This is a genomic window from Vibrio sp. 10N.261.51.A3 (assembly GCF_041471965.1).
Classification (GTDB): Bacteria; Pseudomonadota; Gammaproteobacteria; order Enterobacterales; family Vibrionaceae; genus Vibrio; species Vibrio crassostreae_C.
Genome location: NZ_JBFRPK010000099.1, coordinates 1 through 12,995, shown reverse-complemented (window position 1 = coordinate 12,995; position 12,995 = coordinate 1). Strand labels below are relative to the sequence as shown.

At 39.0% G+C, this 12,995-nt stretch carries 9 protein-coding genes; 1 reads left to right on the top strand and 8 read right to left on the bottom strand.

The annotated features are described in order from the left end of the window. The coding region (locus AB4371_RS20675) for a DUF3299 domain-containing protein (protein WP_372150601.1) at positions 1–442 on the top strand (442 nt) is incomplete at its 5' end. A 428-nt stretch (positions 443–870) separates the two neighbouring features. Here AB4371_RS20675 and AB4371_RS20670 read toward each other — a convergent pair. The 8 genes from AB4371_RS20670 to AB4371_RS20635 all read right to left on the bottom strand — a co-directional run. Beyond that, positions 871–1,131 carry a hypothetical protein gene (locus AB4371_RS20670; protein WP_136974986.1) on the bottom strand — a complete coding sequence of 87 codons (261 nt, stop codon included), beginning with the start codon at positions 1,129–1,131 and terminating at the stop codon, positions 871–873. Beyond that, positions 1,124–2,113 carry a hypothetical protein gene (locus AB4371_RS20665; protein ID WP_261895803.1) on the bottom strand — a complete coding sequence of 330 codons (990 nt, stop codon included), beginning with the start codon at positions 2,111–2,113 and terminating at the stop codon, positions 1,124–1,126. Before AB4371_RS20665 ends, AB4371_RS20670 begins: the two co-directional genes overlap by 8 nt. A 1-nt stretch (position 2,114) precedes the next feature. Next, a complete protein-coding gene (locus tag AB4371_RS20660; protein WP_372150600.1) occupies positions 2,115–3,368 on the bottom strand; it encodes a hypothetical protein in 1,254 nt (417 codons plus the stop codon). Further along, on the bottom strand, positions 3,361–5,844 hold the full coding sequence (locus tag AB4371_RS20655) for a dynamin family protein (RefSeq protein WP_372150599.1): 2,484 nt from the start codon (positions 5,842–5,844) through the stop codon (positions 3,361–3,363). Before AB4371_RS20655 ends, AB4371_RS20660 begins: the two co-directional genes overlap by 8 nt. 1 nt (position 5,845) lies before the next feature. After that, on the bottom strand, positions 5,846–8,197 hold the full coding sequence (locus tag AB4371_RS20650) for a dynamin family protein (protein WP_261895809.1): 2,352 nt from the start codon (positions 8,195–8,197) through the stop codon (positions 5,846–5,848). A gap of 12 nt (positions 8,198–8,209) precedes the next feature. Beyond that, the gene (locus AB4371_RS20645) at positions 8,210–10,495 is read right to left on the bottom strand and encodes a dynamin family protein (protein WP_372150598.1); all 2,286 of its coding nucleotides are present in this window, start codon (positions 10,493–10,495) and stop codon (positions 8,210–8,212) included. A 152-nt stretch (positions 10,496–10,647) separates the two neighbouring features. Beyond that, complete coding sequence (locus AB4371_RS20640; protein WP_261895813.1) at positions 10,648–11,184, bottom strand: HEPN domain-containing protein; 537 nt, start codon at positions 11,182–11,184, stop codon at positions 10,648–10,650. Positions 11,185–11,610: 426 nt separating this feature from the next. After that, the coding region (locus tag AB4371_RS20635) for a VWA domain-containing protein (RefSeq protein ID WP_372150597.1) at positions 11,611–12,995 on the bottom strand (1,385 nt) is incomplete at its 5' end.

Sequence of the window (12,995 nt, the reverse complement as noted above, 5' to 3'; positions counted from 1 at the left end):
TAACCGTCAAGATTTAATAAAAGTTAAACAGGAACTGAATGAAGCGGGAATTGATAATGTTGAGGCGCTTTTGGCTAAAAGACAAGAGGTTGCTGAACTCAGAAAAAGAAAAGCGACAGAGGTCAATGAGGACCTGGATGGAAAAAACGTTCGTTTAGCAGGTTATATGCTACCACTGGAGTTCGATGAACACAGAGTGACAGAATTCCTATTAGTACCATGGGTTGGGGCTTGTATTCATACGCCTCCACCTCCACCAAATCAAATGATTCACGTTACTCTTGAAGAAGGTGTAGACTTTGAAGGGCTCTATCATCCAGTATGGTTATCTGGTGAACTAAAAACCATTGCCAGTACTCAGGAACTGTTTTTAGTAGATGGCTCCGCACCAGTAGAAATGGGCTATTCAATCGAGGCTGGGCTTATTCAGAGCTATGAGTAATAATCACTCATAATCCAATCACTAATCTGTAGTTTGTCGCCACTCTATCGCCACAAAAAAATAAATTTTCTGTCGCCACTTTGTCGCCACTTGGAGATTTTCATACAAAAAAGAACCGCAAAATGCGGCTCTCAATAATTCGTATTTTCTGTAGAAACAACCATAAAGTGATATTTACGATTTCTTTTAGTTCAATAGCTTACTTAAAAAGCAACCATATGTTGATATCGCCTAAAACAACCATAAGTTGATATTTTCGTGAAAATCATTAAACATGAAACATCCCAAGGTAAGAAAATTACTTACCAAAAACAAAGTTCGAATTTTTGCTACATCTTTAGTGTCACCTATAACTTCTCTGGCCTTTCGGTTTCAGTATTCTAAGACAACTCTTTTATCTCTTGTCAATTCAATCCCAACTTAAATTCTCAACTAGCTAAAGATTTGATTTCTGATTGAATCAGTTCACACAATCGTTGCATGATAGAAATCAAACGCCTTGCCTGTACAAACAAGCCTAGAAAAATATACTCTCGAGCACGGTTAAGTAAACTATCAAACACCTCAAATTTCTTAATAATCTCTCTGTTTTCGGACTGCAATATCAAATAGCTATCAGTGCCAAACATTACTAACTGTTGTTCTATCTGTTCACAGCATTTCAATAACAGGGCTGCAGAGTTATCCATTCAACATTGCCTCTAGATACTGCAAATCTTTTTGATTTAACTGAGTTAACTCTTCTTTGAACTCAATCAGTTCCTGTAACGTTTGTGCAGTGGCTGCCTGAGTAACCTTTTGACTTTGGATCATAATTTGGATTTCAGCCATCAGTTCTTCCAAAGTACGAGTTTGTCCTTTCTGAGCAGTTTTAACTACCTGTCGAACATCACCTAACAAGCGACTATTGTTGTCAGCCATGTCATTCACTCTATCTTCAAACTCTTCATTAAGTTCAGAAAACTGCTCAGAAACCTCTTTTGTAAACTGTCTGCTATGCTCTAAAAGTATCGACTGAAGTTGCTTGTTACCTTGTTCAATTATATTTCCTTGTTCACGCATGAACTCACCATTTTCTTTGGTTTGCGCTTCAATTTGGCTAGTCAACTCAAAGATTGGCGAAAGTTTTTTGGTGATCTGCTCGAGATGGTGATCAAGTGACTGTCGTCCTAGTTTATTTTCCTGTATCAATTGTTTACTAAGCTGCTCTGCAGTTTGTGTGAATTTTTTTGCTAGCTGGTTTTGCAGTTCAATGGAATCCGCCGATTGTTGGCTATTTAATATATTGATTTTTAATATTAGATCAGAAAGTTTGTCGTCAATTATTTCTGATACAAGCATAGTATGGTTCTCTAGCTGCTTAACTACACTAATCAGTTGCTGATGAATTCTTTTATCTTGCTCAGTTTTGTCTTTTACAGCCATACAAATTTCTGTTCGCATATTTTTCGTCGTTGATTGGAATTCACTTTTATAAGCAAAAAATGCTTGTTGTTGCTCTAACTGACGCTGATGCGCTAGTTTCTGATCAAGTAAGCTGAATATGAATACCGATACTGCAGCTAATCCAACAAGTCCGTACCCATATACAACGTATTGATTGTGGATAAACATAATGAATAAGAAAGCTAAAATAGAAGCTACCGTAATCGCTTTAAAGACTGATGACATATTATTTTTTACCTATAGATTTTAAATAGATAATCTGATTAGTTAAGAAATCGAGAGTAATAGATTCACACTGATGCTGATAGAAATCTATCAGTAAGTCAGTAAACTCCTTTTTATCCCTCTGAATTGTTTCAATAAACTCAAGGTGTGTTAGCTTATTAATATTACCAAATGATACATCGCTCCCAATACTGCGTATACTTCCAATACACTTCAACTTTGTACTTTTTACCAGCTTACAGTAAGCATCCAGTGGCAAACTGTAACCTACCTTTTTAAAGTTATTTAAGAAGGGCATTGTCGAACCATCAAAAAATTCTTCGCTTATGTGAGTGCAGTAATTATCTAACACGTTCATTGCAGCTTGTGATAAGTACTCATGATACTTCTTTTGATTTGAGATACTTTGTAAACCGTGCTGTGAAAATATCTTGTCAAGACTGCTGGGTGAGATATAGTCTTCAACAAAGTCTTCAATACAAAAGTCATAGGTCGTACGAAAAATCACATCGTCTGATACGAAATCCTCCATTTGTTCAACTTGGTGCTGTATATATTCTCTCTGTCTTTGGAGATAGCTTTTTCGATGGTTAAATCTGGCTTTGAAATACTGCTTTAAATTTGAACTATCACCGACTTCTACAACGTCACCAGCTAAAATATCTTTAGAGTACGCACCAGATAAATCCTGTTCCGACATATCAAGGTCCGAGGAAGCGGTATCTGGTCCTTCTAAAAGCATTAGCTGAACATTCGGAATATGTCGCCGTGCGATCAGCCAATTTGTTAATCCGTTAATAATACTCTTATTAGTCAGCTCCCCATAAGGAAAGGCATCACACCAGAGTATTCCATATAAATGCTTTAGCCAGCGCATATCATCCCTTAGAAATGGATTAGAATGATGTTCGACTAAGAAGCTTTTTGTCTTAAACTGAGGTGGGATAACAAACACAAAACCCAATGGCAGGTTGCGGTTACCTACTGAAAGATAGATCACCTCCCCTTTTTCAACAGAGTTGCTACCCTCTCTCAAGTTCAAAAGTCCTTCATTCGTTTCAACGTACGCGATATCTTCATCATGGTTAAACAAAATGTAGGTTTTTTTACTGCCATTATCTAAGTAGCTAACCGGCATAAAATCCTGCACCGCATCTCTCAGCAATGAGCGAAAGATGCGGTAAGTCTCATGAGTTGGTAAGCCCAAGACAAATACACTTTGATAGTTCAGCAGTGTTTGCTTGAGGTTAAGCATTTAACGAATCCAGCTTTTCAGCTAATTGAGTAACCTGAAATAGCTTCTGCTCTTTTTCTTGCTGAGAAAGTTGCAAATTACTCTTAAGTTCTGCTATTTGATCTGCTAATTCTCTGACCATGGATTCGCTGTCCATCATGACGCTTAGTGATAGCTTAACCATAAACTGTTCAATAAGTTCATCTGAAGCGGTTTTAACCGATTCAATATAAGAACTCATTGAGTTATTCATCTGTCGACAATAGAATTCACAAGACAAATTTCTTTGCTGCTCTTTTTGCTGTTGCTTTTGATTTTCAGCCAAAGCCTGAAGCTCTGCCTCCAGTTCAGATCTACGCTGTAACAACAGCTCTTTCTTTTTCTGTCCGTAAGCTATTTTCTCGTTGAGCAATCCCATATCGCTCATTTTTTTCAACTGCCTTTGGACTTTACTTTGTACCTCATGCTCAGCTTTGGCACGCAGCTCTTCAAACTGACGCCTGTGATTCTCGTCAATACGAGAGCTTGGTGGCTCATCGAAATTCTCTCCGAGCTTTCGCATCCAGAACTCGGCTTCCAGTAACTGAAGCGAATTCAAAGCAACCTGCCCTAAGTTCTGCTCCTTTTCATCACTTGAATTGGCTAGCTTAGCCGCACTTTGTTGGGATTTTTCCTTTAGCTTTCTATAGTTACTGACATGCTTTTGAGCAATTGGCTTGTATTTATCAACTGCCGATTTAGCAGTTTTAATGACCGTTGTCGCTTTCTTTACTGCTTTCGTGGCTTTAATTGCTGTTTGAGTTGCATCAATCGTTTTTTTTGTGGTTTTCGCTGCATCAATAGCTTTTTTACCATTCGTCACCGCCTTTACTGGCCCAGCAGGGGTTGGAATAAACATCACCGCAAGATCAACCGCCTGCCCCAGCATACTAAACGTTTTTGAAAACGAAGAGTCGCCTGGATTAGTGATATATTGAGGGGCATATGACAATTGATTAACTGTTTCCTTCGAGACTTCCGCTTCAAGTGAAATAGCGCCAAGCTCACTGCTAGCCGAGCGCATATCTTCGGTCAACTGAGATACTGAATTGTTAAGCTCAATTTCTTCAGCATCCATACTGTTAAGCTGGCGAGATATTGCGAGTAAAACCTCATCAGAGTTACTAACCACTTCATCAAGTGTTGGTGTGTTCATCTCAACGGAAAATCCTTCAGCCGATAAGCGCCCGCCTACCAAACCGAGTGCTGACAGCTGCTCATTCTGCTGGCGATAAATAGATTCCACAGATATCGTCAATCGCTCAGACACTCTGGTATTAATATTTAAAGCCAGTTCTTTAACACTCTGATCAGAATATTCTCTAACTTTTGTCGGAGAATCTATCCAAATGGCTGTTGAGAGTGTTTTTCGGTAGTCATCAACTGCCTGAACTTTTAATCGCTCAAGCTCTCGCCCAATATCCCTTTTAACTAAAGAGAACTCATGCTCTAGGCTTTCTTTTAACAACATGCCATCTTTTTTCTGCAAAGCTAGCTCTGTTTCCAGTTGCTTGACATCGGACTCAAACTGTTCAGGATCACCTTGATACTCAAACTCTATCAACTGGATTGTCTTATCCAACTGGGTTTGAAAATCAGCCGTTAGTTTACGCATGTTATTTGAGACAGCTCTTTCTAAGGACAATCGAACATCATCAGCGAAATAGCCTTTCAACCATTGCTGCAAGCTTTTAAAGTTTTCCTGCCAACGCGGTTGCTCCAATTTGTTAGATATAGCAAAGTAGTGCTGACTAGTATCAACCACTTGCTCGAGAATTTGGCAATCTTCAGCTACAACGCTCTCAACGGATTCTTCACACTCGTTAATCTCATCCATTCTGGTACGAACAAATAAAACATCCAGACCAAACTTACTAATACGTTCTAGGAAGTTAAGGTCAGATATTGAAGGTTGATTACCACTTACATATAAGAATGCTTGAGCAGCAGGCAGAAACTCGTACGTCATCGCCTCATGAGCACTATGAAGTGTGTTTATTCCCGGAGTATCTACGAGCACCAGTCCATCCTCTAGCAACGGACTATTAAGTTCGATATCCAGTGAGCTAATATCGTCAATATTTAACTCAGGAAGCTGAATACTTAATTCACCACGACTGATACTTTGTTGGCTAAGGCACTTAGCCATTGAAATATCCAGCACTAATTCTTGATTGTTATTAAGCTTAATCAGTAACTTATCTTGCTCACCAAAACGAATAGTTGTTAAGAACGAAGTTGTTTCTGTCGTTAGGGTTGGGAGTATGTCTCTTCCCAACAAATTGTTGATAAAATGTGATTTACCAGCAGAAAACTGCCCAACTACTGGCAGATAAAACTGTTTGTTCTCTATGCTGGATTGTAAGTTCTCAAGCTGCATTCGTGTCTGAGGAGCAGCGTCAATATCAATGGCAACCGACTCCAAAGTCTGCATCGATTCAATTAGCGCATGATTCATACTAGGCTCCCACAAACACTTCTGAAATGTTTCTTTGTTCTATGACATCTACAGCCTGCTCTTCCAGATCACACTGAACACCAATTGCAGCAATTAGAATCTCTGAAATCTGCTCATTCTTCTGTTCGCATTTTTCTATGAGTTGCTCTTTTTCACTGATACTACCTTCAAGATCCATTTTCTTAAGCTCTAGTTCTTGCTTCTTTCTTAATAATTTGTCGGAAAGGCTGCTCTCCAAACTATGTGATAGCAATGGAATCAATGACTTTTCCTGAGAGCGTAAACGGCTAGAAATTTCACTTAACGCCTCACTGCGTATGGAGTCAATTCTCTCTTCTATATCTTCCTGTATTTTCTTTAATTGTGTTTTAAAGTGACGCTTCTGTGTAGCATTAAACTCCTCAGTTAAGGAACGTTTTTGATCTTCCAATCTCTTAAGCTTGTTATTTGTTTCCTTAGAGGCTAAATGTGATGCCTCTATGTCCTGATATTCAATACCACTCAACTCAGCAGTTACCTCTGCAATATCTGAATCATATCGCTTCTCAACAGATTGTTTATGTTGTTGAAAGTTTTTTATTCGAGCATCATCTTTAGTAATCTTAGTTTTTCTAACAATTTTTTTGCCGAACAGCCAGCTCCACCCTTTGCCTATAACACCGTCACGAGACTCTCGGTCTATGTCTTCACTTTCGACTCTATCAACAGTTGGCGCTGGCCCCATTCCAGCTAGCTCTGAATGCTTCTGATCCATCAGCGTACGTTTACGCTCTTCCAGTGACTCTTTTTTATGCGTAAGCCTGATTGCAGACTTTTCTTCTAACTCTGACGAGTTTAAACGTTGTTCTAATTTTTCAATTTCGTCTTCTAAGTCAGTCCGTCGTTTATCTACTTCTGCATAGTCTAATGACAAGGTGTATTGACCTATTTCATCACTTTTGCCAAGTTCGACAGGCTGTGCCAATTTGGATAGTTCCTCATTTATTCCCTCCAGCTCAATATCCGCAATAGATTGGATATTCCCTTCAAGCTCTGCTTGAAATGATAAAGCAAACAACGCCAGGCTGCTGTTCACATCGTCTTCTAGGCGAGAGATAAAGCGTTTCAAACTTGTTTCTGCATCATCATCCATTAACAACCTGTCATGATCTATGATGAAGTCACTATCAAATTTATCCATGTAGCGTTCACGAATTGATTCTAATGTACCTGTCATCGTATTTTCTGCCGCAATACGCGACTGACGAACTTGACGTTTAATTGTTCTTTTGTTGTTTTCAACCGTTTCACCAATTTTTTCTAGCTGTTGTTCTAACGCACTTATTTGGGCTAATACCTCGCCTTTACTGTGACTTTCTTGTAGTTCACTGATCAATTGGCTGTTTGCCTTGCGCGTGTTTTCAAGTAGTTTGATCACACGATTAACTGGCTCTAAAAGTTCAGAACGTGCTTTTTCTCCTTGGGTGAGAAAACGCCATAAGCGCTCTTCAAATTCCAATAGGCGTGACTTTTCAAAAAGAGCCTGCTTTTGCTCTGCGTTATAGTCTCGCTCAACTATCTTTTTATCGCTGCGGGCGACAAGGGCATCCTGCGCTGAAATAGGCCAGATCTCAGGTACCGATTGGGCATGTGGAAATTTACTCTGATAACTTTCAGTCAATATCTTAAGCACTGATTCAATTGACTCCTCATTTAAGTTAATAGTGTCAATTTTATTTAGCACCAACAGAATTGTACCCACTTCTCCTTTCAAGCGATCTAAAAACTCGAAATCGCTGTTCTTACCAGGTTGTTCTGCGTTAAATAAAAAGATACACGCATGAGATTTTTTAATCTGCTCTTCGGTTATTTTACGGTGACCTTCCCTTACCCCATTTAACCCTGGACTATCGACTAAAATCACGTCGTTTTGCAAGAAATCCGAATCTAAAAACAAATCAACTTGTTGAATGGAACTCGCTACCTCTTCACCTTTGGTCGTTGCAAATTTTTCTACATTATCAAATGAAGCCTCTGCGAAACTCTGGGTAGTACCATCGTTATAAATAACACGTAGCCCTTCATCGGGTTCAGCTTTACCACTATGTTTTAGGAAGTTCACTGTTGCCGTTGTTTCGCCACTAAACGAAGGTAAATACTTATCCCCCATCATTGAATTAAGAAAGGTTGATTTTCCTGCACTAAACTCACCAACAACAACGATAGAAAATTCGCCGTTTTCTACCTGGCGATATAACTCTTCGAACGCATGTTCATTTTCAACATCATCGGTGTTCTGATAGAACTGACATGTTCTTTCAAGCAGCGTCAATACCCCTGCTTTTTTCTCATCATATTGTTTTTTATAATCCATTATTAAAACACCTTAATTTTTACAATACTCTTCTTTTATTGCGCTTATTTCTGTTGCTGCATTTTTTAGAAGCGGTAGTTCAAGATTCTTAGATTGCCCATCAAGCAATTCCAGCTTTTGTCTATAAAGTGCAAATTTTTGCTTATGGTACTGATAGAGCTTATCTGACACCGACGAAAGCTCATTTTTAATCGTGGATTTTATAATCTTATTTAGTGAACCAATAGCCTCAACCTTCAAGTTTGTTTCTACCTTCTGACAAAGCTCATTTCTTTTCTCTCTAGTGACCTGCTGACGGTGGTTTCTTAGCTTTGATTCGATATGTTGATTCATCTCTAAAATACGCTTTTCGTGTCTTTCGATCTTTTTCTCTAAGCGCTCTTGACCCAATTTTGATATATCCATCGAGGAATTAGCTTCATTCAACTGACTTTGAAGGCGATTTTTCTTCATGTTGAGCGTACTAATTTGAGCTGTGTACAGATTGCGAATCTCATCCAGATCACGATCATACCGCTGTTGCTCACTTCTATCCGCTGCTCGATAGGTTTCTCTTTTTTCAGAAAAGAAGTCCAGAACTCCACCTAAAAGGCCACCGCGCTCAACTGTTCTGCTTCTGGTGATATACTCAACGCCTGGCCGTTTACCTAGACGCTGAATCTTTGTATCTCTTTTGTTTTTAGTGCTGCGCGTATTGGTATTGTTATTGACTAATTCTGTTTGAATTTTTTCCTGTAACTTAGCAAGTGTTTGTTGATTATCCGTGTTTGCTTTTAGACCGAATTCTAAATTGGTTAGATTTCCCTTTTCGTTATTCAGCTTTGCACGATCTTGACTGACAATGTTGATATCAAGCTCAAAGGTTAATCCACTTACCTTATGTGATTTTTGATAGTCAATGGCTACCTCAGAGGTAAAACGATCTGTTTCTAGAATTCCGATCTCATAAACATCTTCGATATTACTTTGTAGTAACCTCTGTATAACGGTGCGCATCTTCATAATGCCTTGGTCAATTTTTTTCCCATAGGTATTATGAATTACACTTGCTTGCAATTGATCCAAATCTTCACTTTGAATATAGTTTCGCAATTCTTCATTTAGTCTGATTAACTCATCTTTTAGATAATGAAGCGTATGATTTTCTAAATCTGTAGAGCGCGAATTCAGGTAGGCCTTTATCTTGTTCCAGCTTTTATTCTTCCGGTCTTCCAAATTCTCAAGATACTGGGATATCCGTCCATCACTTCCCATCCTATGTTGCTGTTCAATACAGGCTATCTCTTGGCGTAAATTATCCTCTATATCATTGATAGCGGAGGTCAGTCCCTTGAGTGCAACATCCTTAATATCATACTCACTGTGATGTTCGACGTAATCCTGTAACCTTTGCTCAAATACATCAAACCGTGAACCACTCCGTAAGCTGTTACGTTCAGCGTCTGTTAGCTCAGTTAGATCTGAGCTATACAGTTTTTTGAAGGAAGTATCCTTATGTACTAATGCCTTTAGTGCTGAGATAGCAAAAGTTTCGCATTTTTGTCCTTCAAAGAAATGGCTCGAAAAGTGCGTTGATATTTGGTCATGAAAATCTGCAAGGACCTTATCAACACTTTCCCCCTCTAGCTCGTTTACCGAATCTATATGATTCAATAGATAGAAAATTCGACTTTGATGCTTTGAAAGCAATTTTAAGAACTCTAGGTCGGTTTCGGTCAACGCTCTCAAATGGAACAAAAAGATGCTTGCGTGAGCTCCCTCAACTTCAGCAAGAGTGATAGAGCGATGTCCATCAGCAGTCCCATTTAATCCTGGGGTATCAACGAGCACTACTGGCGTTTCGATATTCAAAAAATGAGTATATACATGAACACTTTGAATCTCGTCGACAACACTGAATTGACTCGAAAAGCTGGTTACATACTCTTTCAGGGCTTTTTGATCATCCGAAATATCAAGTGTTAATGGATCCCGAGCATCAACAAACTCAATCGTCACCTTCCCACACTTCGGATTACTTTTCGGTACGTTATGGATATATGTAATGGTTGCTGTGGTTTCCGAACGCGCATGCGGAAGCAAGTCATATCCTATTAATGCGTTAATAAATGTTGATTTACCAGTACTAAACTCACCAACGACAGCTATTCTGAACTCTTCAGCCTCTAATAGTTGTTTTATTCCATCTAGTTGAGCCTGAAAAGGTGATACACCGTAAGTTTTCTTACATAATGTTTCTAGTGAACATAAGGCTGTTCGTATTCTATTTATTTCACTTTGATTGGGCTTTTTACTCACTATTACTCCCTAATGAGCAGCATTAACTACTTCTTAATTTCGCTGTACACTGCAATATTAATGAAACTAATGCTTTTCGCACATCATTCTTCGAGATACATGTAATAACAGGCACCTCGCAGTCACAGCTTGCTCTTCTGAAAAACACGGCTCTACAGCTCTGATAGTTTGCTATCCGTAACCGAAACTAACTCTCTAAAGAACCTGATGCACTTGTCCAGCTCTTCGCGCTTGACGATATGAGCTTCGGTTCTATTGGTTTGAGCGCGATGAACAGCCTCACCTCGTTTTTTTAACCATTTATTGAGTTGTGATCTAGCTTCATCAGCGGTTTGAAAATTGTTCCAAACCCACGCTTCGGTGACATCAATACCGAAGAACTCAGCAAAAAGTGCTTTGGTCTTTTTTGAACCAGGGTTGTTAAAGTACTTAAGATGCTCATCAAGTCGGTTCTCAACAATTCTTCCAAGCTGTGAACCTATAACAACACCATATTTCGCATCAACAAGCTCTTTTGCTATGTCTTCGACATAGGTTTCCCATGCAGTGAGAGTCATTATCAATGTAGCTCTCTTAAGCACCTCTGGAGGTTGGGAGTTGGAGTTGCATCCGTTTAACTGGTCGTAACACTCTAACAATTGCTCTGCGTCTGAGATCGCATATTCAAAATTGGCTTTCGCTTCTGACATCCTTGGCCCTAATTATCATGGTTATATGCATATAATGGAATTTACCATATTTAGGCTTAAATCATGATAACTAGCTTCGATAAAATTGAGTTACTTCAATAGGCTAGTGAGCCTTGGTTTGCTAATAACGCTGACAGCCATCGCTAACAAGGAGCTAATGTTTTAAATCACCCCATTCCGAAACGTAATGCATCGGACCGCAAATTTTGTTCATTGGTGTGCAGTGAGAGTTACTTATTTGAATACCGTGTACTTGTAACCCATTATTTCCCCTTCGGTTGCTAATTTTTCTACTTAATTCCGAAGGTACTGGAAAATCACCATCGCTCACCAGCAAGATATCAGTTTTGTACCACTCCTCTTCAAAACCCCACATATTTAGAAGCTTTGTAGAGCACCCGTTACACGGGGAAATTTCAACCTACGCTAAATCAGGCTTTGTTTGAAGTTAACTAGCTCCTGAATACTGCTAGTATGTGGATTATATATCCACTCCAAATCAAACTGCGTCTTAGACCGTTGGTACATAAAGCAATCACCGATGACTAGTGAATTAAATTTATTCCCTTGTCCTCTCTGCTCTTCAATACTCTTCATAACGTTTTTTGGTAGTTCACTCATGATGAAATCAGAGATAACCAAAACATCAGCGTTTTCATAAAACTCACTCTTCATTAACTCAGTAGCATGACGGAGTGCTGGAGCAACATCTGTTCCGCCATGAAAAGAGGAACTCAAAAACTTAATCAAAGATTCCAGCCCTTTTTTACCCGTCAAATCAAAAGTCACAATAGATGTTGAGAAGTTAATTAGATAGCAATTTCGGTCCTGCTTTCTAGCTACAGAAGACAAGTACAAGGCCATAGCTTTGGCTATGTGTTCAGGTGCACCGTACATTGAACCACTCGTATCTATGCATAAAATCATAGGTCCTAAATTCGAATCCTCTTCAACAGATTCATCTACGAGGACACTCTCCTCCTGATCTATTTCTGTAATGCCCTGCATTTCAAAACTCAATAGGCGTGATTCCAGATATTTAAGGTCAAAAAGAACTGATGTTTCAGGATCCGAAAGAAGTGCCAATTCAGAGGGTAGCGCGTGCTCAATATCCTTCCCTTGAACCACACCTACAATCTCTTCCTTTGAATTGATATCAACAACTGGTTGTTTGAATGCTACCGACTTCAATACTTTTTCAATTTTAGTTGATGATTCAATTTGCCTTACTTTCCCTAAAAGCTCAGATACCTTTTTGGCACCTTCGTTGTTTTTGAGGTAATCCGCCCATCTCTTTAGCGCTTCTATACTTCCACTTTTTAATTCAACATCAGATAAATCAAGGTACATTCCTGGCTCAAGACCTAAACTCTCTAAGCTATACATCAACTCTTCCAGTAAATTAAGCCATTCACTAATCTGTTTATAAAATTCTTCACGCTTTCTGGACAGAGTTTCGAAGTACCACTCAGATGCAGATTTATCCAGCTTCTTCTGCCAATCTAACAACAGGAGACTTCTAGCTGTATCATTAGGCTTTTTCTCTAACAACTCTTTGTGCCAAAAGGAAGAATCAACGTGATATTTAGCCTTCTTACAAAATGAGATGTAGTTTTTTAGTAATCCATCAATATCTTGATTATTCGTCCATATTTTTAGATTCGCTTGATCATCGAAAAAAGGGTTATCCACTTCTAATGACCGTTCAACACCTTCTTTCCAAGCACTGACTTTGGCTTCTACCTTAGATGACAACTCATCTAAATTACCCAGCAATAAACTTTTTTCACTTGCCCTATCTGGCAGGGTAG